Origin of the sequence: Bordetella genomosp. 1 (assembly GCF_002261335.1) — a bacterium.
GTDB lineage: Bacteria > Pseudomonadota > Gammaproteobacteria > Burkholderiales > Burkholderiaceae_B > Bordetella.
The window spans coordinates 350,137-371,306 of sequence record NZ_NEVL01000002.1 but is presented as its reverse complement, the minus strand read 5'-3'; the positions used below and the strand labels follow the sequence as shown (position 1 = coordinate 371,306).

Genomic DNA, 21,170 nt, shown 5'->3' with positions numbered 1-21,170 from the left:
AGCGCAGAGGAATGCAAACGCCAGGCCGTGACAAAAATAACACCAGCTCGCGAAAGACTGTTTTCAGTCTGGAGGAACGCCGGCCTGGAAAATCCCGGAACTTCGGGCTACGGCTGGCATTCCCTACGCGCGCCTTGCCTTGGACCCCGGTTGCGGCCACGTGGTGCTCGGCACCGGCTCGTGGCCGCGGGGCACCTCGGCGGTGCTGCGATGACACGGATGCACGCCCTGGAGGCGGCGCATCCGTGCCGGAACTCATTGCATGTACATCCCGCCGTTGACGTGGAGGGTGGTACCCGTAATGTAACCCGCCTGCGGACCGGCCAGGAAGGCCACCGCGTTGGCGATATCTGCCGGAGCGCCGAGGCGGCCCAGCGGAATTTGCTGCAGCAACGCGGCGGTCTGGTCTTCGCCCAGCACGCGCGTCATGTCGGTATCGATGAAACCCGGCGCCACGCAGTTGACGGTGATGTTGCGGCTGCCCAGCTCGCGGGCCAGCGCACGCGCCATGCCCGCCACGCCCGCCTTGGCGGCGGCGTAGTTGGCCTGGCCCGGATTGCCGCTCGCACCCACCACCGAGGTCACGTTGATGATGCGGCCCGAACGCGCCTTCATCATGCCGCGCAGCACGGCGCGCGACAGGCGGAAAACGGCACGCAGGTTGGTATCGATCACGGCATCCCAGTCGTCGTCTTTCATGCGCATCGCGAGCGTATCGCGCGTGATGCCGGCATTGTTGACGAGGATGTGGGGGCCGCCGCCTTCTTTTCCAAGGGCGTCGATCAAGGCATCGGTGGCTTCGGCATCGGTCACGTCGAGCACCACGCCGCGGCCGCCCAGGGGGGCCAGCGCTTCGGTGATGGTCTGAGCACCCGCCTCGGAGGTGGCGGTGCCGACGACGATGGCGCCGCGGGCGGCCAGCTCGGCCGCGATCGCCTTGCCTATGCCGCGCGTCGCGCCGGTCACCAGGGCGATCTTGCCCTCGAGTTCGTTCGAGTGTTTTTCCATGTCAGTTTCCATTGACCACGGCGAGCGCGGCTTCCAGGGAGGCGGGATCGGTGATCGCCAGACCGGTGAGTTCGGCGTCGATGCGCTTGGTCAGGCCGGTGAGCACCTTGCCCGGACCGCATTCGATCACATGGGTGATGCCCTGGGCCTTCATGGCCTGGATCGTTTCGACCCAGCGCACAGCATGCCATGCCTGACGCACCAGCGCATCACGGATGGCGTCGGGCGCATCGACCGTGGCGACGTCGACGTTGTTGATCAGCGGCACCTGCGGCGCGCTCACCTCGATGCCGGCCAGCGCGGCGCTCAACACCTCGGCAGCCGGCTTGAGCAGGCTGGAGTGGAACGGCGCGGACACGGGCAGCAGCAGCGCGCGCTTGGCGCCGGCGGCCTTCGCGGCCTCGCAGGCGCGCTCGACGGCGGCCTTGTGGCCGGCGATCACGACCTGGGCGGGCGCGTTGAAGTTGACGGCCTCGACGATCTCGCCCTGGGCGGCCTGGGCGCAGGCGGCACGCACGGTGTCGTCGTCCAGGCCGAGGATGGCGGCCATGGCGCCAGTGCCGACCGGCACGGCGGCCTGCATGGCATCGGCGCGCACGCGCACCAGGCGCACGGCGTCTTCGAGCGCCAGCGCACCAGCTGCGGTGAGCGCGGTGTATTCACCCAGGCTGTGGCCGGCCACGAGGGCCGGCACGGGGCCGCCGGCGGCGCGCCAGGCGGCGTAGCAGGCCATGCCGGCGGTCAGCATGGCGGGCTGGGTGTTGGTGGTGAGGTTCAGCTGGTCGGCCGGACCCTGCTGGATCAGGCCAGCGATGTCCTGGCCCAGGGCGGCGTTGGCGCGCGCCAGCACGTCGGCGACGGCGGCGTTGCCGGCCCACGCGTCGAGCATGCCGACCGACTGGGAACCCTGACCGGGGAAAACGAAGGCGACTTTCATGGATGTCCGTGTATCTGTGTGCGTTTCAATCGGGGCGCCGAGGCGCCCGGTTGCGGCGGACCGCGGTGTGGCGCACCACACCGCCGGCGCAGACGGCCTGACTTACATGCGGGCCAGCACCGAGCCCCACGTGAACCCGCCACCGACGCCCTGCATGAGGACGTGCTGGCCGCGCTTGATGCGGCCGTCGCGGCGGGCGAGATCCAGGGCCAGCGGCACACTGGCGGCCGAGGTGTTGGCGTGCTGGTCGACCGAAATCACGACACGGTCGGTGGGCACGTCCAGCTTCTTGGCCAGGAAATTGAGGATGCGGACGTTGGCCTGGTGCGGCACCAGCCAATCGAGCTCGCCGACCGAGATGCCGGCCTCTTCGCACACGGCGCGGGCCGAGCGGTCGAGCACCGTCACGGCCTGCTTGAACACCGCCTGGCCATCCATGCGCAGGAACGGGTCGCCGGTGACTTCACCGTAGGCCACGTTGCCGGCGGCACACAGGATCTTGGTCTGGCTGCCATCGGCATGCAGGTGCGCGGCGAGAATGCCGGGCTCGTCGGACGCCTTGAGCACCACGGCGCCCGCACCGTCGCCGAACAGCACGCAGGTGCCGCGGTCGTTCCAGTCGAGGATGCGCGAGAACACTTCGGCGCCGATCACGAGCGCATTGCGCGCGCGGCCGGCCCGCACGAAGCTGTCGGCGGTGGTGAGTGCGTAGACGAAGCCGCTGCACACGGCCTGCACGTCGAACGCCGCCCCGCCCTTCGCGCCCAGATTGGCCTGCACGAGGCAGGCGGTGCTGGGGAACACGAAGTCGGGCGTGGAGGTCGCGACGATGATCAGGTCGAGATCGGCCGCCTCGATGCCCGCGTCGGCCAGCGCGCGGCGCGCCGCTTCGGTGGCCAGCTGGCTGGTCGTGACGCCGCGCTCGGCGAGGTGGCGCTGGCGGATGCCGGTGCGCTCGACGATCCACTCGTCGGAGGTGACGATGCCGCGCTCGGCCAGTTCGGCAGCGAGCGCATCGTTGGATACGACACGCTCGGGCAGGAAACCGCCCGAGCCCGCGATCACGGAGTATTTCATGGACTTGTCCATCAGGCATTGCCTCCCGCCGCGTCGCGCAGTTGCACGCGCTCGTTGAGCTGCGCGACGGTCTGCGTCGTGCGCTCGAGCAGCTTGCTTACCACTGCCTCACGCGCGCGTTGCAGCGCGAAACCGTAGGAATAGGCATCGGCCGAACCGTGGCTCTTGATCACCACGCCGCGCAGGCCCAGGAGGGCCGCACCGTTGTAGCGCCGATTGTCGACGCGGCGGCGCAGGCGGTTCAGGACCGGCGTTGCCACGGCGCCGACCAGCAGCGTCACGAAGTTGCGCTTGAATTCTTCGCGGATCACGCTGGAGAGCATCTTGGCCAGGCCTTCGATGGACTTCAGCACCACGTTGCCGACAAAGCCGTCGCAGACGACGACATCGACCGTGCCCTTGAAAATATCGTTGCCTTCCACGTTGCCGTAGAAGTTCAGCGGACTCGCGCGCAACAGCTCGGCCGCTTCCTTGACCACCTCATTGCCCTTGATGACCTCTTCACCGATGTTGAGCAGCCCCACGGTGGGGGTCTCGCGGTGGTCGACGGCCTGGGCCAGCGCAGCGCCCATGATGGCGAACTGCAGAAGGTGCTCGGCGGTACAGTCGACGTTGGCCCCCAGATCGAGCACCGTGGTGGCGCGGCCGGTCTGGTTGGGAATGGACGTGGCGATCGCCGGGCGGTCGATGCCGTCCAGCGTTTTCAGTACGTAGCGCGAAATCGCCATCCAGGCGCCGGTATTGCCGGCGGACACGCAGGCGTCAGCCCGCCCGTCCTTGACGGCTTGAGCCGCCAGGCGCATGGACGAATCTTTCTTGCGACGTAGCGCGACCTCGACGGGGTCGTCCATCGAGACGACCTCGGAGGCCGGAACGATTTCAATCCGGTCGCGCGGCACCGAGCGTTGCTCGGCCAATGCCGCTTCGATGGCATCGGGCAGCCCGACCAACAGCAACCGGGTATCCGGGAACTGCCGGGCGAACTCGATCGCGGCCGGAATCGTAACGGGCAGACCGAAGTCCCCGCCCATGCAGTCTATGGCGATGCGTATCACGGGTGCCAGATCAGCTGTTTGCTGAGACGGTCGACCAGTTTACGAGAGCGGCGGATGACTTATTCGTCAGCCTTGGTCTTCAGGACCTTGCGGCCGCGATAGAAGCCGTTCGGGCTGATGTGGTGACGCAGATGCGATTCGCCCGTGTTGGGTTCGATAGCCGTCGGCGGATTCACCAGAAAATCGTGCGAGCGGTGCATGCCGCGCTTGGACGGGGACTTCTTGTTTTGTTGAACAGCCATGATGACTCCTAGAAACGGGCCGCATTGTACGCCAATGCGGCACGAGTTGATCTCAATTCTTGCGCTTCAGTTGTTCCAGCACCGCAAACGGTGATGGACGCTTGACTTCGAACGAATCCGCATTTTCGTCTTCGTTCGAAACGGCCTGCTGCCCTGGACACTCGTCGTGCCGGGGCACGTACGGAATGCTCAGGATGAGTTCGTCTTCGATCTGGGCCAACAGATCAAAACGATGCGAACCCACCACCTTTTCGGGTAGTCCGGCCGCAGCCTCAATATCTTCGTCCTGGTCGTCGAGGTCGCCGAGGTCGTCTTCAAGATCCTCCTCGGAATCCACCAACTGCAGCACGACGGTGGAATCCACCGGGTACTCGAAGGGCGCATTGCAGCGCTGGCACACCAGAATGGGGGTGGCCCGCACCTGCAGTTGCAACAACGGCTGGCCGCCAATCAAGGCGCCCGAACGGCTGGTTCCCTTGCCCTGCTCACCGTGCACGGCCCACTGGACCATGCCGGCTTCGCCCGTGTTCTGCTCCGGCAGACCGTCGACCAACCGGGTGAGCCTCACGATGGGAATCTCCCCACGCGCGTGCCCGCCATGATTGGCCATGGCGATGGCATCCATGCGGCGCACATCGAAACGGGGATCGTCAGAGGCCGGTTTACCCGTGCCCGCTTGAGCCTTGTTCATATGAGCTTCCTGCAAAAATGCCGCAAAACGTTAGATAATACCGTGACTTACAGCCCACCGTCAAATTTGGCATGCCCGTCTTTCAGCCTGCAACACCCGATTCCGCCCCGACCCATCCCCGTTTGATCCTGGCCTCCAGCTCACGCTATCGGCGCGAGCTGCTGGCGCGCCTGCGCCTGCCTTTCGAGAGCATTTCGCCCGATGTGGACGAAACGCCACAAGCAGACGAACAACCGGCCGCGCTCGCGCTGCGCCTGTCGGAAGCCAAGGCGCTGGCCGTGGCGGGCAAGCATCCGGGAGCACTCGTGATCGGCTCGGACCAGGTGGCCACGGTGGACGGCACCCCGATCGGCAAGCCGGGCGACCATGCCGGGGCGCAGGCCCAGCTGGCGCTGCTGTCGGGGCGCACCGTGGCGTTCCACAGCGCCATGGCCGTGACCGACGGCCAGCGCACCGAACGCATCGACGTGGTCACGCGCTGCCGCTTCCGCCCGCTCACGCCGGCCATGATCGAGGCCTACCTGCGCGCCGAGGAGCCCTACGATACCGCAGGCAGCGCCAAGGCGGAAAGCCTGGGCATCGCGCTGATGGAAAGCATCGAAAGCGACGATCCCACGGCCATCATCGGCCTGCCGCTGATCGCGCTCACGCGCATCCTGGCGGGCTTCGGCCTGGATCCCCTGACCGCGGGGCGCGCATGAGCGGCGCCCTGCACCTGATCCCGGTCGGCCTGGGCGAGGCGCCCGTGTCGCGCTGGCTGCCCGCCGACGTGCGCGCGCTGGCCTCCCGGCTCACGATCTACATCGCCGAAAACGCCAAGACGGCGCGCGCCTTCCTCAAGCTGGTGGGCACCGAACGCCCGCTGCAGGAAATCACCATCCACACCCTGAGCGACAAGGTCGACGCGCGCCAGCTCGAGGCCTGGCTCGAACCGCTGTCGCAGGGCCAGGACATCGGCCTGGTGTCGGAGGCCGGCTGCCCGGCGGTGGCCGACCCCGGCGCGAAGGTGGTCGCCGCCGCACACCGGCTCGGCCTGCCCGTGCGCCCCTGGGTGGGCCCCTCCTCCATTCTGCTGGGCCTGATGGCCAGCGGCCTGGACGGCCAGCGCTTTGCCTTCCACGGCTATGCGCCGGTCGATCCGGGCGAACGCGCCAAGCAGCTGCGTGCCTGGGAGCAGCACTCGGCACGCCACGACCAGACCCAGATGCTGATCGAAACGCCCTACCGCAACGGCGCGATGTTCGCGACGCTGCTGGCCGCGCTGCGGCCCGACACCCGGGTCTGCGTGGCACGCGCGCTCACCACCGACCAGGAATGGGTGATGACGCGCACGGTGGCGCAATGGAAGCAGAGCCCGGCGCCCGAGCTCGACAAGCAGCCCACCCTGTTCCTGTTCCTCGCGGCGCGCGCCAAATGACGATGCCCCTGCTCACCGCCGCGCTGCGCCGCGGCCTGCTGCTGCTGGCCGTGCTGGCGCTGGCCGGCTGCGCGACCCGGGGCCCGGCCGGCGTGAACCTCGACACCTCGATCACGGCCACGGGCCAGAGCACGCGGGTGCGCTACGTGGTGCTGCACTACACCACCACCGACGACCCGCATTCGCTGCGGCTGCTGTCCACCGGCAAGGTGAGCGCGCACTACCTGGTCACCGACGAGCCCTCGGGCCGCGTGTATCGGCTGGTCGATGAAAATCGCGCCGCCTGGCACGCGGGCGCCAGCGCCTGGTATGCGCAGACCTCGCTCAACTTCACGTCCATCGGCATCGAGATCGTGAACACGGGCTTCACCGAGGGCCCCGACGGCAACCGGATCTGGCATCCCTACAGCGCCACGCAGGTGCAGGCGCTCACGGCCCTGCTCAAGGACCTGGTCGCGCGCCACCGCATCGCGCCCGAGAACGTGGTGGGCCACAGCGACATCGCGCCCCAGCGCAAGCTCGATCCGGGCCCGCTGTTTCCATGGCGCGCGCTGGCACAGGCCGGCGTGGGCCGCTGGTTCGACGAAGAGGGTGCGGCGCGCCACCTGGCGCGGCTGCAGGTCGAGGGCACGCCCGACGTGCGCTGGTTCCAGCAGCAGCTCGCGCGGCTGGGCTATGCCTGCCCGCAGCACGGCGAGCTCGACCGCGAAACCCGCAACGTGCTGGCGGCGTTTCAGATGCACTACCGCCCGGCCACGCACGACGGCCAGCCGGACGCGGAGACCGCGGCCATCATGCTGGCCATGCGCTGAGCGGCCGGCGCTTCAGCGCGGCGTGGCGGCCAGGGCCTGCGCCCGGCCACGCCAGCGCGCCCAGACCCGCCAGCCCAGCAGCAGGGCCAGCACGGCGCCATAGATGAGCGGGTCCTGCAGGTCGTTCTTGCCGCTCTTGATCCACCAGTAGTGCAGGATCGCCAGCAGGCCGATCAGGTAGACGGCGCGATGCAGGGTCTGCCAGCGCTTGCCCAGGCGGCGCATGGCCCACTGGGTGGACGTGAGCGCGAGCAGCGTCATCAGCACGAACGCGGCGAACCCCACCAGGATGAAGGGCCGCTGGTAGAGATCCTGCAGCATCGAGGCCGGATCGAGCCCGCGGTCCCACCAGATCCAGGTGGTGAAGTGCAGCGCGCCATAGAAGAACGCAAACAGCCCGCACATGCGGCGCACGCGCACCAGCGCGGGCTGGCCCAGCAGCCGGCGCAGCGGGGTGACCGCCAGGGTCACGAGCAGACAGACCAGGGCCCAGGTGCCCGACGAGCGCGTGAGGAACTCCACCGGATTGGCGGTGAGGCCATCGTTGAACCCGAGCCAGATCCAGCGCAGCAACGGCACCAGCCCCAACAGGAACAGCGCCGGCTTGGCGCGCCCGATCGCGCGCGCCGACCAGGCCGGCGACTTCGGCTTGCCCTGCGACATCAGTAATTGGCCTTCAGGTCCATGCCCTGGTAGAGCGAGGCCACCTGGTCGCCATAGCCGTTGAAGGCCAGCGTCTTGCGCTTGGGCGTGAACAGGCCGTCTTCGCCGATGCGGCGCTCGGTGGCCTGGCTCCAGCGCGGATGCGGCACGTCCGGATTCACGTTGGCATAGAAGCCGTATTCGTTGGCCGCGGCCTTCATCCACGAGCTGGTGGGCTGCTGCTCGACCAGGCGGATCTTGACCAGCGACTTGGCCGACTTGAAGCCGTATTTCCACGGCACCGCCAGGCGCAGGGGCGCGCCGTTCTGGTTGGGCAGCGTCTTGCCGTACAGCCCGAACACCAGCATGGCCAGGGGATGCATGGCCTCGTCGATGCGCAGCGCCTCGACATACGGCCAGTCGAGCACGGCGTAGCGCACGCCCGGCATGTTCTCGCGCTGCACCACGCTGACGAACTCGACGTACTTGGCCTTGCTGGTGGGCTCGACCCGCTTGAGCACCTCGGAGAGCGAATAGCCCACCCACGGGATCACCATGGACCAGCCCTCCACGCAGCGCAGGCGGTAGATGCGGTCTTCCATGGGCGCGAGCTTGAGCAGCTCGTCGATGTCGAAGGTGCGCGGCTTGCCGACCTCGCCCTCCACCGATACGGTCCAGGGCCGGGTCTGCAGGCGGCCGGCATTCTTGGCCGGCTCGCTCTTGTCGACGCCGAACTCGTAGTAGTTGTTGTAGGTCGTGACGTCCTTGAAGGGCGTCTGCTTGTCCATCACCGACAGCGGCGAGGCGCGCCCCGGCAGCGCATCGTCGGCGCGGGCCCAGCCGGGCAGGCTCAGCGCGGCGGCCGCCGCGCCGGTGCGCAGCATCCACTCGCGGCGCGCGCGCCACACGGTTTCCGGGGTGATTTCAGAGGGCAGGACATCGCCAGGCTTGCGTACATACATGCGTTACTCCCGAGAGCGCAGCGCCGCCGGCACCGACCGGACGACGCTTCCATACTGCATAGACGACGCCAGCCGTCAGGTTATTCCGTCTGGCCGAGAGACGGAACCAATCTGACTGAAAAAACGGGGCGGCGTTCCCGGCGCCCGCGGCAACCCGCCAGGCGGGCGCTGCGGCAACCGGGCGGGTGCGGCTCAGGCGGGCGCGCCGACCCGGGGCTTGAGCCAGTCGGTCAGGGCGGGCACGCTGTCGACCACGACCTGGGGCGCGCAGCCTTCGAGGTCGCTGATCGGATGGGCGCCGTACGACACGCCGAGGCCGTGCACACCGGCATTGACCGCCATCTGCAGGTCGTGGGATGTGTCCCCGACCATGATGACGTGCTCGGGCTCGGCCACCAGCTCGCGCATCAGCTGATGCAGCATCTCGGGATGCGGCTTGCTGAAGGTTTCGTCGGCGGTGCGGGTCGCGTCGAACATGTGGCGCAGGCCCGTCGCGGCCAGAACGCGGTCGAGGCCGACCCGGCTCTTGCCGGTGGCCACCGCCAGCCGCACGTTCTGGTTGGCCAGATCGGTGAGCAGCTCGCGCGCGCCCTCGAACAGGCGCAGCTCGGGATCGCGCAGCAGATAGTGGATGCGATAGCGCTCGAGAAAGCGCGGCAGCAGTTGCGGGGTGAGCTCGGGCACGGCGCGGCGCAGCGCGCTCTCGAGCGACAGGCCGATGACCCAGCTCGCCGCGGAGGCGGTGGGCACGGGCAGGTCGAGATCGCGGCAGGCATTCTGAATGGCGGCAACGATGCTGTGGGTCGAATCCATCAGCGTGCCATCCCAATCGAATACCACCAGGGAATAGGCCATGTCAGGCGGTCTCCAGTTGCTTCAACAGCTTTTGACAGGCGGGCGGCAGCGGGGCCTCCAGCCTGAGGGTTTCGCCCGTCAGGGGATGGGCGATCGTGAGTTGGTGCGCATGCAGGAACATGCGATTGAAGCCCATGCGGGCAAAGTGGGCCCGGGTTTCATCCGTCCCGTATTTATCGTCGCCCACGATGGGAAAGCCGCTGCCGGCCAGGTGCACCCGGATCTGGTGGGTGCGGCCGGTGCGCAGCTCGGCGTCGACCAGACTGTACTGGCCGAAACGCTGCTTGAGCGTGACGATGGTGTGGGCGGGCGTGCCCTCGGGGTCGACCCGGACGCGACGCTCGCCGCTCTGGGTGGTCCATTTGGTGAGGGCCAGCTTGATGTGCTGGCGGTCGTTGACCCAGTCGCCCTCCACCAGCGCGTAGTAATGCTTGTTGCCCCGGCCCTCGCGCAGCATGGCGTGCAGCGCCAGCAGGGCGCTGCGCTTCTTGGCCACCATCAGCAGCCCGGAGGTCTCGCGGTCGAGCCGGTGGACCAGCTCGAGGAACTTCGCCTCGGGGCGCGCGGCGCGCAACTGCTCGATCACGCCGAACGACACCCCGCTGCCGCCATGCACCGCCACGCCGGCGGGCTTGTCGATGACGAGCATCGCGTCGTCTTCGAACACGACCGGAAACTCCGAAGCCGGAACGGGCTTGGGCGCGCCCGGATCGGGCAGGCGCAACGGCGGCACCCTGACCACGTCGCCGGACTGGACGCGGTACTCGGCCTTGATGCGTCCCTTGTTGACCCGCACCTCGCCGCCACGAATGGCCTTGTAGATGTGCGTCTTGGGGACACCCTTGCACAGGCGGAGCAGAAAATTGTCGATGCGCTGGCCTGCGTGTTCGGCGTCGACTTCAACCAGGCGCACCTGGGGAACAGCAGGGGAACTTTGTTTGCGCATTGCGGAAAGCGGCATATAATCGGGACAGCCTGAAGGGGCTGAACTGAGGGGGCTGACCTGCGAGAGCTGTACCAGCCGTCTGGCGTTGAGATGCGGATATTGTTCGAAACACGAGCGATCCACGCGTCTCCGTCGGGCGCGTAGGCCATCATTGTACTGCCTGCTCATTCAGCTCCGGGGTCCCTTGGTCGCCGGCTCGACCGAGTCCTGCCGGACGGTGGTGTGGCACGCTTTGCCCGCCTTCCTGGCATGACCGTCGAAAGTCGCAAGCGGCTCTGAAGCAACGCAAGAATCGTCGCAAAATTCATTACGCACCAGGTGCGCGCAGGCCGAATCATCCCGCCGCACCTGACGTTCACAGCAATCTTATTCGTCAACCACATTCAGTGAAGCTGACCCCCCTGCTGAAAGAACCCCGTGCCGTACACCGGCACGACGTGCCCGCCTGACCCGCGGCGGATACGCCTGGGCGCAGCCCAGGTACGGTCCGCATTCTTCTTGCCGCTTCAGTCCGCAGCCCGAGTGACCCGAGGTCACGCGCCGATATCGGCGCGTCATGACAACGGAGAACCTCTCTCATGAAGCGCATGCTGTTTAATGCGACGCACCAGGAAGAACTGCGCGTCGCAATCGTCGATGGGCAAAAGCTCATCGACCTCGACATCGAAACCGCCGGCCGCGAACAGCGCAAAGGCAACATCTACAAAGGCGTCATCACCCGCATCGAGCCCGGTCTCGAGGCCTGCTTCGTCAACTACGGCGAAGACCGCCATGGCTTCCTGCCCTTCAAGGAAGTCGCCCGCACCTACTTCAAGGAAGGCGTGGACGTGCGCACCGCGCGCATCCAGGACGCCCTGCGCGAAGGCCAGGAGCTGATCGTCCAGGTCGAGAAGGAAGAACGTGGCAATAAGGGCGCCGCCCTGACCACCTTCATCTCGCTGGCCGGCCGCTACCTCGTGCTGATGCCCAACAACCCCCGCGGGGGTGGCGTTTCGCGTCGCGTCGAAGGCGAAGACCGCCAGGAACTGCGCGACACGATGGAGCAGCTCGACGTGCCGCAAGGCATGAGCATCATCGCGCGCACGGCCGGCATCGGCCGCAGCGTCGAAGAGCTTCAGTGGGACCTCTCCTACCTGATGCAGCTCTGGACCGCGATCGACGTCGCCGCGCGTGACAACGCCGCGCCGATCCTGATCTACCTCGAGTCCAGCCTGGTCATCCGCGCCATCCGCGACTACTTCTCGCCCGAAATCGGCGAGATCCTGATCGACACCGACGAAATCGCCGACCAGGCCACCGCCTTCATGGCCGTGGTGATGCCGGACAACGTCCAGCGCGTGAAGCGCTACCGCGACGACATCCCGCTGTTCTCGCGCTTCCAGATCGAACACCAGATCGAAACCGCCTACTCGCGCACCGTGCAGCTGCCCTCGGGCGGCGCCGTGGTGATCGACCACACCGAGGCCCTCGTGGCCGTCGACGTGAACTCGGCGCGTTCGACCCGTGGCGCCGACATCGAGGAAACCGCCCTGCGGACCAACCTCGAAGCCGCCGACGAAGTGGCCCGCCAGCTGCGCCTGCGCGACCTGGGCGGCCTGATCGTGATCGACTTCATCGACATGGAGGACAGCAAGAACCAGCGCGCCGTTGAACAGCGCCTGCGTGATGCCCTGCATTTCGACCGCGCCCGCGTCCAGATGGGCAAGATCTCGCGCTTCGGCCTGATGGAACTGTCGCGCCAGCGCCTGCGTCCGGCCCTGAACGAAGGCTCGCACATCACCTGCCCGCGCTGCACCGGCACCGGCGTGATCCGCGACGCCGAGTCCAGCGCCCTGCAGGTCCTGCGCCTGCTGCAGGAAGAAGCCATGAAGGAAAACACCGCGGCGGTCCACGCCCAGGTGCCGGTCGACGTGGCCACCTTCCTGCTGAACGAAAAGCGCGCCGACATCGCCAAGATCGAAGCCCGCCAGAAGGTCAACCTGGTGCTGATCCCCAACAAGCACCTCGAGACCCCGCACCACCACATCGAGCGCCTGCGTCACGACGATCCGCGCCTCGAAGACACCAAGACCAGTTTCGAACTCGCCGAAGCGCCGTCCACCGACCTGACGTGGCAGCCGACCGAAAACGAAGCCAAGTCGCGCCCCGAAGCGCTGGTCAAGGGCATCACCCCGTCGCAACCCGCGCCGGTGTCGACCCCCGCGCCCGCCCCTGCCCCCGCCGCCGCCGCACCGGCCAGCGGCCTGGGCTGGTTCAAGCGCCTGACCAACTGGCTCACGGGCTCGGGCGACACCGCCAAGCCTGCCCCCACCGCTGAAGAGACCGCCCCCAAGCGTGGCGGCGGCAACCGCGGCAAGCGCGCCCACGACGGCCAGGATCGCCGTGGCGAGCGTCATGGCTCCGACCGCAACCGCAACCGCCGTAGCGGTGCCCCCGCCGCTGAAGGCGACGCCGCCGAAGGCAGCGCGCGCCACCAGGTGCGCGGCGGCCGCCGTGGTGAGGAACGCGGCGGCGAGCGCGGCGGCGAGCGCGGTGGCGAACGCGGCGGCGACCGTGCCGAGCGCGGTGACCGTCCCGCCCGTGGCGAACGCCAGGGTGAAGCGCGCGCCGAACGCGACGCACAACAGGCTGCCGGCGTGCAGCAGGCCCGCAACGAGCGCGCCGACCGCCCCGCCCAGCCCGAAGGCACCGGTGAAGACGGCGCCCCCGCCCGCAACGGCCGCAACCGCCGTGGCCGTGGCCGCAACCGCCGCGAGGACGGTACCAGCGACGCGCCGATGAGCGAGCAGGAAAGCATGGTGGCCGCATTGGCCGAGACCGTGGCCCAGGCCCTGCCGGCCGCCGGCGTGCCCGCCGCTGCCGCAGCCGCCCCCACCGCCCCGACCGATGAGACCCAGGCTCCGGCCGAAGGCGTCGAAGCCATCGAGGGCGCCGAAGGCGCGGAAGGCCTGGCCGATCCGGAGCGCAAGCGCCGCCGCCGCCGCAGCCGCCGTGGCCGTCGCAGCCAGGAAGACGGTACCGTGCTGAACGCCGATGGCCAGGCCGATGACGCCGAAGGCACCGAAGGCGCCGACACGGACGCCGATGCCGAGGCCCAGTCCCCGGCACCCGTCGCCGCCGTGGCGCAGCCCGAAGTCAGCGAAACCACCGACGTGATCCCGGCCCCGGCCCATGCCGTGACCCCGGTGTCCGAACCGGTGCGCGAAGAGCCCGCCGTGCAGGCCGAAGCGCCCGCCGCTGCCGCCGCACCCGCGGTCGCTCCGGTGGCTGCCGAGCCGACCCCGGCGCCCGTGGCCGCCCCTGCCGTCGCGCCGGCGGCTCCGGTCGCAGCGCAGGAAGCCGCTGAAGCCGCGCCGGTCTCGACCAGCGCCGCCGAACCGGCCGCTCCCGCGCCCGCCCCGGTGACCCCGGCGGCCGAGCCGGTCCAGGCTGCGCCGGCGCCCGCGCCGGTGGCTCCGGCTCCGGTGGCACCGGCCCCCGTCGCCGAGGCGCCCGTCCAGGCCGCTCCCGCCGCTCCCATCGTGGTGCGTGGCGAGAAGGCACTCGACGCCGTCGTCGACGCCGCCGGCCTGACCTGGGTTCAAACCGATCCCGAGCGCCTGGCGCAGACCCAGCAGCGTATCGCCGCCACCCAGACGCCCGTGCGCCTGGGCCGCGAACGCAAGCCGGTGGCGCAGGTCTCGAACGAACCGCTGGTTCAGGTCGAAACCCACCACTGATGAGGCCGGGCGGGCCGGCATCCGGCCCCGTCCTCCCCGTCATGCAGAACCGCCCTCTTCGGAGGGCGGTTTTGTTTTGGGCGGCGCATGCCCGGTTGCGCGCGTCGCGGCCAATAAAAAACCCGCCTGGGCAGGCGGGTTCGATTCGATCCAGGCCGGCGCGGGGCCGGCTTGCATCAGAACTGATACGTGTAGGTCAGCTGCAGCACGTCCAGGCCCGGATTCGGGCGCTTGATGTTCGCGTTCGAGAAGTGCGAATAGCGCAGGCCGATGCGGTTGTTCTTGGTGGCCAGGAAGCCCAGGCCGATGTGGTCGCCGAACTGGAAGGCGGTGCTGATCTGCTTGTCCGCGAAGCGGGTCGAGCTGAACAGCGTGGCGCCGATACCGGCTTCGATGTAGAAGCGTTCGCCGGTCCACCAGCGGAACATCGGGATGGCACTGGCCTGCCAGACGTGGCCGGGATCGCGCGAACCATTGGCGGTCCAGTAGGAGGCGCTGAATTCGGGCGTCAGGTCGACACGACCCCAGTTGCCACCGAATTCATACGACCAGACCGACGGGGTTTCGTAGTTGATGGACAGGCGCTGGTAGTGCTCGCCGATGCCCAGGTGCAGACCGACACCGCCCTGCGTGCCTTCAGCTTGCGCAACGCCACACGTTGCCAACAGCACGCCGGCCACCGCGGCGAGGATGTTTTTCTTGTATTTGCCTTGCATTGAAAGCTCCAATCCGGTCGGTAAGAAACACTCTCGACATTATCAGAAAAGGGGGGACAAGATGCTGCGTACTGTAGGCGGCACGCAACACACTGCCGACAAAATCGCACCCCCGATCGTGCAATGCCAGCGATTATCCTCAACGATGGAATAATCCCCGCGCCAACGAAAACGGGCCGCTTGCGCGGCCCGTTTTTCGTGACGGCGGAAACGCTCAGGCCACGGCCACCACGTCGGCCGACTGGTTGCCCAGCAGCGCGAGCAGGCGCGCGATTTCTTCGCGCAGCTGACGGCGGTCGACGACCATGTCGATGGCGCCCTTCTGCAGCAGGAACTCCGAACGCTGGAAGCCTTCCGGCAGCTTCTCGCGCACGGTCTGCTCGATCACGCGCGGGCCGGCGAAGCCGATCAGCGCCTTCGGCTCCGCGATCACCACGTCGCCCATGAAGGCGAAGCTGGCCGACACGCCGCCCATCGTCGGGTCGGTCAGGACGCTGATGAACGGCAGGCCTTCGGCGGCCAGGCGCGTCAGCATGGCGTTGGTCTTGGCCATCTGCATCAGCGACAGCAGGCTTTCCTGCATGCGCGCGCCGCCCGAGGCAGCCACGCAGATGAACGGGGTCTTGTTGTCGATCGCGGCCTGCACGCCACGCGCGAAACGCTCGCCCACCACCGAGCCCATGGAGCCGCCCATGAATTCGAATTCGAAGCAGGCAAGCACGGTGGGCACGCCACGGATGGCGCCGCTCACCACTACCAGCGCGTCGGTTTCACCGGTCTGCTTGGTGGCTTCGGCCAGGCGCTCGGGATACTTGCGCGAATCCTTGAACTTGAGCGAGTCGACCGAGCGGGTGTGCTCGCCGATCTCGACCCGGCCTTCGACGTCGAGCAGCGAATCGATGCGCGCGCGCGAGCCGATGCGCATGTGATGGTCGCACTTGGGGCAGACGTGCAGATTGGCGGCGAGGTCTTCGCTGTAGAGCACCGATTCGCACGACGGGCACTTGACCCACAGGCCTTCCGGCACGCGGCGCTGGCCGCTGTCGGCGGTTTTGTTGATGCGAGGCGGCAGGAGTTTTTCGATCCAGCTCATTATGGGTTCCCGTGGGTGGCGCGGCGCGGTCAGGCCGGCGCGTTGATTCGTTTGACTTGATCCAGCGCCTGGCGGATGGTGGCAAGCCATTCGCCGGCCGCCAGCACGGCGGCCTCGGTCTGTTGTGCGGCCGGCGCCTTGGCGACGGCCTGCTCGATGGTTTCGATCAGCTTGCTGCCGATCACGACGGCATCGGCGTGCTCGGCGATGCGGCGGGCGCTCTCGGCATCGCGGATGCCGAAACCCACGCCGACCGGAATGGTCACGTGACGGCGGATGCGCGCCAGGCGCTCTGCCACGTCGTCGGTGTTGAGGCTGCCGGCGCCCGTGACGCCCTTGAGCGACACGTAGTAGACGTAGCCGCGCGCGACGCGCGCCACTTTCTCGATGCGGTCGTCGGTGGAGGTGGGGGCCAGCAGGAAGATCGGCGCGATGCCGGCGCGGTCGAGCAGCGCGGCGAACGCTTCGACCTCTTCCGGCGGGTAATCCACCACCAGCACGCCATCCACGCCGGCGGCGCTGGCGCGCTCGGCGAAGGCCGCCTGGCCCATGGCTTCGATCGGGTTGGCGTACCCCATCAGCACGACCGGCGTGTCGGCGTCGGTGCGGCGGAACTCGGCCACCAGCTCGAGCACGCGAGCCAGGCCCACGCCCTGCGCGATCGCGCGCTCGGCGGCGCGCTGGATCACGGGGCCGTCGGCCATCGGGTCGGAGAACGGCACGCCCAGCTCGATCACGTCGGCGCCGGCACGCACCAGCGCGTGCATCAGCGGGACCGTGGCGACGGGCGCGGGATCGCCGGCGGCGATGTAGGGGATCAGCGCGGCGGCGCGTCCGGCGTCGGAGACGCGGGCGAAGGCCGCGGCAATGCGTTGGTTGGCGCTAGTCATGGACGGAGGTTCACAGCTCGATGCCGGCGCGCTCGGCGACGGTATGCATGTCTTTGTCGCCCCGGCCCGACAGATTGACCAGGATGACCTTGTCGGAAGACAGCGTGGGCGCCATCTTCACGGCCTGTGCGATCGCGTGCGACGACTCCAGCGCGGGCATGATGCCCTCGATGCGGCAGCAGTCGTGGAAGGCGGCCAGCGCCTCGTCGTCGGTGACGCCGACGTACTGCGCCCGGCCACTGTCCTTGAGCCACGCGTGCTCCGGGCCCACGCCCGGGTAGTCGAGGCCGGCGGACACCGAGTGGGTTTCCTGGACCTGGCCGTCGGCGTTCTGCATGACGTAGGTGCGGTTGCCGTGCAGCACGCCCACCTGGCCCGCGGCCAGCGAGGCGGCGTGACGGCCGCTGTCCATGCCTTCGCCGGCGGCTTCGACGCCGATGAGCGTCACGTCGGGATAGGGAATGTAGGGGTGGAAGATGCCCATGGCATTGGAGCCACCGCCCACCGCCGCCACGACGAAGTCGGGCTGGCGGCCGACGGCCTCGGGCATCTGCACGATGCACTCGTTGCCGATCACGGTCTGGAAGTCGCGCACCATGCGTGGATACGGATCCGGGCCGGCGACGGTGCCGATGATGTAGAACGTGTTTTCGATGTTGGTGACCCAGTCGCGCATCGCTTCGTTGAGCGCGTCCTTGAGGGTGCGCGAGCCGGAATCGACCGGCACCACCTTGGCGCCCAGCAGCTTCATGCGATAGACGTTCGAGGCCTGGCGGCGCACGTCTTCGCTGCCCATGTAGACCACGCACTCCATGCCGTAGCGAGCCGCGACGGTGGCGGTGGCCACGCCGTGCTGGCCGGCGCCGGTTTCGGCGATCACGCGCGGCTTGCCCATGCGGCGGGCGAGCAGCGCCTGGCCGATGCAGTTGTTGACCTTGTGCGCGCCGGTGTGATTCAGGTCCTCGCGCTTGAACCAGATCTGCGCGCCGCCCAGGCGCTTGGACCATCGTTCTGCGTAGTACACCGGGCTCGGACGGCCGACGAAGTGCTTGAGTTCGTACTCGAATTCTTCGCGGAAGGCCGCATCCTGGCGGCAGGCATCGTAGGCCGTGCGCAGCTCGTCCAGGGCATGCACCAGCGTTTCCGCCACGAACACGCCGCCGTAGGGACCGAAATGGCCTTTGGGATCTGGAAGGTCGTAAGGTTTCACAAACATCTCGCTGTCGCGACGCGGCGGGAGCCCGCACACATCGTCAAATCGCCCGGTGGAACCGGCCAGCCGGCCACGCGCGCGGGCGCGCATGCCGGCACAGGCTCCTGGACGTCAGCCCGGCATCGGGTTGAATCGACTCCGGACGCGGCCATCCCGGCCCACCACCATCAAGCAATGCTTTCAAACGACATGGGGCGCTTGCACCTCAGGCGCGGCACCCCATGGTTGTCGCCGATCGGGCAGTTGGCCCATCAGCAACCGGTCATTTTACCCGAGGCCGGGCATTCCTGCCCCACCCCGGCCGCCGGCCTCAGAGCGACTGGCCCAGGCGGCGCAGGAAGCGTTCGCAGTCGGCCAGCTGATCCACGGCCACGAATTCGTCCGGCTTGTGCGCCTGCTCGATGTGGCCGGGGCCGCAGACCACGGTCGGGATGCCGATGCCCTGGAACAGGCCGGCCTCGGTGCCGTAGGCCACCTTGCGGGTGACCCGGTCTTCGGTGAGCGCACGCACGAGCTGCGTGATGGCCGCTTCTTCCGACGCGTCCAGGCCGGGCGCCGCGGCGCCGGTCTCGATGTCGATGCGGGCGCCCTCGAACTCGGCCTGCATGCGCGGCAGCAGGGTTTCGTCGACGTAGCGCTGCACGCGCGCCTGGATCTCGTCGGCCGGCATGCCCGGCAGGTTGCGGAATTCGTAGGAGAACTCGCACAGCTCGGGGATGGTGTTGACCGCGATGCCGCCCTTGATCTGGTTGGTCGTCATCGTGGAGAACGGCACGTCGTAGTGCTGGTCGTAGGGGCCCTGCGCCTTGAACGAATCGGCCACGTCGCGGATGTGGCAGATCAGGCGGGCGGCGTATTCGATGGCGTTGCAGCCGCGCGGCGTGAGCGACGAGTGCGCCGCCTTGCCGTGCACGCGGCAACGGAACAGATTGATGCCCTTGTGCGCCACCACCACCTGCATGCCGGTGGGCTCGCCCACCACGCAGCCCTCGGGGCGGATGCCCCGGTCGTGCAGGTCGGCGATCATGTACGGGGCGCCAGCGCAGCCCACCTCTTCGTCGTACGAGAACGCGAGATGGATCGGCTTCTTGCGCGGCATGGCCAGGAAGTCGGGCACCAGCGCGAGCGAGGCGGCGATGAAGCCCTTCATGTCGCACGAACCGCGGCCGTACAGCTTGCCGTCAGCCTCGACGAGCTTGAAGGGGTCGGTGCGCCAATCCTGGCCGTCGACCGGCACCACGTCGGTGTGGCCGGACAGGACGATACCGCCCTGCTCGCCTTCGCTGCCCGGCAGCGTGGCGAACAGATTGGCCTTGTTGCCTTCAGGGTTATGAATCAGCCACGCCTGTACGCCCTGCTTCTGCAGCCAGTCGCGCGCGGTCTCGATCAATGCCAGATTCGAGTTGCGGCTGGTGGTATCGAAGCCGACCAGAGTCTCTAGCCAGGAACGCGTATTCATTTTGTAAAACCCTTGGGGTAAAGGCATAAGTTTAGGTCACAAGAAGGAATTCGTCCCAGCAGCAAACGAAATAAGGCCTAAAATCCCGCCCTTTCGTTACTCAACCCAAAGGGGAAATCCCGTGCAGCACCGCGCCGTACCCACCCGCAACATCGTGGCTGCCGTCATTGGCAACGCGCTGGAATGGTATGACTTTCTCGTCTTCGCGTTCATGACGCCCATCATCGCGAAGCTGTTTTTCCCCGTGGACCCGAACGTCCCGGGCAGCGAACTGAATTCGATCCTGATGACCACCGCCATCTTCGGCGTGGGCTTCTTCATGCGTCCGGTCGGCGGCATCCTGCTCGGCCTGTACGGCGACCGCAAGGGCCGCAAGGCCGCGATGGTGCTGGTCACCTCGCTGATGGCCGTGTCGATCGCGCTCATCACGGTGGCCCCCACGTACCACGCCGCCGGCATTCTCGCCCCCATCTTCATCCTGATCGCTCGCCTGCTGCAGGGTTTCTCGGCCGGCGGCGAGTTCGGCACCTCCACCGCGCTGCTGATCGAGATGGCGCCGAAGGACCGCCGCGGCTTCTACGGCTCGTGGCAGATGGCCGGCCAGATGCTGGCCCTGCTGATCGGCGCGGCCTTCGGCACGCTGATCACCGAAGTCTTCACCACCGCCGAGATCGAAGCCTGGGCCTGGCGCCTGCCGTTCGCCTTCGGCCTGATGATCGTGCCGCTGGCCATCTACATCCGCCGCAACGTCGACGAGACCGATGCCTTCAAGGAAATGAAGCAGGAACAGGCCACCGGCAAGGTCGAGCGCCTGAGCCTGGGCCAGATGATCGCCCAGCACACCCGCGAAACGCTGATCGGCGTGGGCCTGGTCGTGACCGCCACGGTGTCGATCTACATCACCTTCACGTATCTGGTCACCTACTCGACCAAGATCCTGATGCTGCCGATGACGCAGACCTTCATGGTGCAGATGGCGGGCGCGGCGCTGATGGTGCTGCTGACGCCGTTCATGGGCGCCTGGTCGGATCGCATCGGCCGCCGTCCGCTGGTGATCGCGTCGCTGATCGGTTACCTGGTCGTGCTCTACCCGCTGTACTCCTGGCTCACCGCCGCGCCGTCGATCGAGCGCCTGCTCGTGGTGCAGCTGGTGGTGTGCCTGTTCGTGTCGGCCTTCTTCGGCGTGTTCAGCACGGTGATGGCCGAACTGTTCCCGCCGCGCGTGCGTTCGGTCGGCCTGTCGCTGGCCTACAACGTGGCCGTGATGATCTTCGGCGGCTTCGCCCAGTTCATCGTGACCTGGCTCATCAAGGTGACCGAGTCACCCATGGCGCCGGCCTACTACGTGATGTTCGGCGTCGCCCTCGGCCTGATCGCGTCGTTCTTCATCGACGACAAGAAAGCGCACTGAGCACGACCCGCAAGAAGCACAACAG

The 21,170-nt window shown here is 67.8% G+C and carries 20 protein-coding genes; 5 read left to right on the top strand and 15 right to left on the bottom strand.

The annotated features are described in order from the left end of the window. Positions 1-255: 255 nt before the first annotated feature. The 6 genes from fabG to CEG14_RS06880 all read right to left on the bottom strand — a co-directional run bounded on the left by fabG (position 256) and on the right by CEG14_RS06880 (position 4,944). Positions 256-1,008: a 3-oxoacyl-ACP reductase FabG gene (gene fabG, locus CEG14_RS06905; RefSeq protein WP_094825618.1), complete on the bottom strand. Its 753-nt coding sequence runs from the start codon at positions 1,006-1,008 to the stop codon at positions 256-258. A gap of 1 nt (position 1,009) precedes the next feature. Continuing rightward, positions 1,010-1,945 (bottom strand): ACP S-malonyltransferase, encoded by a 936-nt coding sequence (gene fabD / locus CEG14_RS06900; RefSeq protein WP_094825617.1) that lies wholly within the window; start codon positions 1,943-1,945, stop codon positions 1,010-1,012. 102 nt (positions 1,946-2,047) lie between these two features. Further along, a complete protein-coding gene (locus CEG14_RS06895; protein ID WP_094825616.1) occupies positions 2,048-3,034 on the bottom strand; it encodes a beta-ketoacyl-ACP synthase III in 987 nt (328 codons plus the stop codon). Then, positions 3,034-4,077, bottom strand: coding sequence for a phosphate acyltransferase PlsX (plsX, locus tag CEG14_RS06890; RefSeq protein WP_094825615.1), 1,044 nt, complete (start codon positions 4,075-4,077; stop codon positions 3,034-3,036). The genes CEG14_RS06895 and plsX overlap by 1 nt, the downstream gene beginning before the upstream one ends. 59 nt (positions 4,078-4,136) lie before the next feature. After that, positions 4,137-4,319 (bottom strand): 50S ribosomal protein L32, encoded by a 183-nt coding sequence (gene rpmF, locus CEG14_RS06885; RefSeq protein ID WP_005012179.1) that lies wholly within the window; start codon positions 4,317-4,319, stop codon positions 4,137-4,139. A gap of 52 nt (positions 4,320-4,371) precedes the next feature. Beyond that, positions 4,372-4,944: a YceD family protein gene (locus tag CEG14_RS06880; protein ID WP_094825918.1), complete on the bottom strand. Its 573-nt coding sequence runs from the start codon at positions 4,942-4,944 to the stop codon at positions 4,372-4,374. Positions 4,945-5,081: 137 nt separating this feature from the next. Here CEG14_RS06880 and CEG14_RS06875 point away from each other — a divergent pair, with 137 nt between their 5' ends. The 3 genes from CEG14_RS06875 to CEG14_RS06865 are packed head-to-tail and all read left to right on the top strand — an operon-like array spanning position 5,082 to position 7,239. Then, entirely contained in the window at positions 5,082-5,711 is a 630-nt protein-coding gene (locus CEG14_RS06875) for a Maf family nucleotide pyrophosphatase (protein ID WP_094825614.1), read from the top strand. Then, the gene (locus CEG14_RS06870; protein ID WP_094825613.1) at positions 5,708-6,427 is read left to right on the top strand and encodes an SAM-dependent methyltransferase; all 720 of its coding nucleotides are present in this window, start codon (positions 5,708-5,710) and stop codon (positions 6,425-6,427) included. The genes CEG14_RS06875 and CEG14_RS06870 overlap by 4 nt, the downstream gene beginning before the upstream one ends. Before the next feature lie 2 nt (positions 6,428-6,429). Next, entirely contained in the window at positions 6,430-7,239 is an 810-nt protein-coding gene (locus CEG14_RS06865; RefSeq protein ID WP_094825917.1) for an N-acetylmuramoyl-L-alanine amidase, read from the top strand. Positions 7,240-7,251: 12 nt separating this feature from the next. On the opposite strand, the gene msrQ is transcribed toward CEG14_RS06865, so the two are convergent. The 4 genes from msrQ to CEG14_RS06845 form a co-directional block, all read right to left on the bottom strand. Next, positions 7,252-7,902 (bottom strand): protein-methionine-sulfoxide reductase heme-binding subunit MsrQ, encoded by a 651-nt coding sequence (gene msrQ, locus CEG14_RS06860; protein WP_094825612.1) that lies wholly within the window; start codon positions 7,900-7,902, stop codon positions 7,252-7,254. After that, the gene (gene msrP / locus CEG14_RS06855; RefSeq protein ID WP_094825611.1) at positions 7,902-8,843 is read right to left on the bottom strand and encodes a protein-methionine-sulfoxide reductase catalytic subunit MsrP; all 942 of its coding nucleotides are present in this window, start codon (positions 8,841-8,843) and stop codon (positions 7,902-7,904) included. Before msrP ends, msrQ begins: the two co-directional genes overlap by 1 nt. A 192-nt stretch (positions 8,844-9,035) precedes the next feature. Beyond that, positions 9,036-9,698: an HAD family hydrolase gene (locus tag CEG14_RS06850; protein ID WP_094825610.1), complete on the bottom strand. Its 663-nt coding sequence runs from the start codon at positions 9,696-9,698 to the stop codon at positions 9,036-9,038. Position 9,699: 1 nt separating this feature from the next. Beyond that, the gene (locus tag CEG14_RS06845) at positions 9,700-10,659 is read right to left on the bottom strand and encodes an RluA family pseudouridine synthase (RefSeq protein WP_094825609.1); all 960 of its coding nucleotides are present in this window, start codon (positions 10,657-10,659) and stop codon (positions 9,700-9,702) included. A gap of 563 nt (positions 10,660-11,222) precedes the next feature. On the opposite strand from CEG14_RS06845, the gene CEG14_RS06840 reads away from it, so the two are divergent. Beyond that, positions 11,223-14,363 carry an Rne/Rng family ribonuclease gene (locus CEG14_RS06840; RefSeq protein ID WP_094825608.1) on the top strand — a complete coding sequence of 1,047 codons (3,141 nt, stop codon included), beginning with the start codon at positions 11,223-11,225 and terminating at the stop codon, positions 14,361-14,363. A 176-nt stretch (positions 14,364-14,539) separates the two neighbouring features. On the opposite strand, the gene CEG14_RS06835 is transcribed toward CEG14_RS06840, so the two are convergent. The 5 genes from CEG14_RS06835 to argE all read right to left on the bottom strand — a co-directional run bounded on the left by CEG14_RS06835 (position 14,540) and on the right by argE (position 19,734). Then, entirely contained in the window at positions 14,540-15,079 is a 540-nt protein-coding gene (locus CEG14_RS06835; protein WP_094825607.1) for an acyloxyacyl hydrolase, read from the bottom strand. A gap of 214 nt (positions 15,080-15,293) precedes the next feature. Continuing rightward, positions 15,294-16,172, bottom strand: coding sequence for an acetyl-CoA carboxylase, carboxyltransferase subunit beta (accD, locus tag CEG14_RS06830; RefSeq protein ID WP_094825606.1), 879 nt, complete (start codon positions 16,170-16,172; stop codon positions 15,294-15,296). Positions 16,173-16,201: 29 nt separating this feature from the next. Continuing rightward, positions 16,202-17,062 (bottom strand): tryptophan synthase subunit alpha, encoded by an 861-nt coding sequence (gene trpA / locus CEG14_RS06825; protein WP_094825605.1) that lies wholly within the window; start codon positions 17,060-17,062, stop codon positions 16,202-16,204. Between the two features lie 10 nt (positions 17,063-17,072). Next, on the bottom strand, positions 17,073-18,278 hold the full coding sequence (trpB, locus tag CEG14_RS06820) for a tryptophan synthase subunit beta (RefSeq protein ID WP_217904381.1): 1,206 nt from the start codon (positions 18,276-18,278) through the stop codon (positions 17,073-17,075). Positions 18,279-18,585: 307 nt separating this feature from the next. Further along, the gene (gene argE / locus CEG14_RS06815; RefSeq protein ID WP_094825604.1) at positions 18,586-19,734 is read right to left on the bottom strand and encodes an acetylornithine deacetylase; all 1,149 of its coding nucleotides are present in this window, start codon (positions 19,732-19,734) and stop codon (positions 18,586-18,588) included. A 121-nt stretch (positions 19,735-19,855) separates the two neighbouring features. Here argE and CEG14_RS06810 point away from each other — a divergent pair, with 121 nt between their 5' ends. Next, complete coding sequence (locus tag CEG14_RS06810) at positions 19,856-21,145, top strand: MFS transporter (protein ID WP_094825603.1); 1,290 nt, start codon at positions 19,856-19,858, stop codon at positions 21,143-21,145. Positions 21,146-21,170 lie beyond the last annotated feature (25 nt).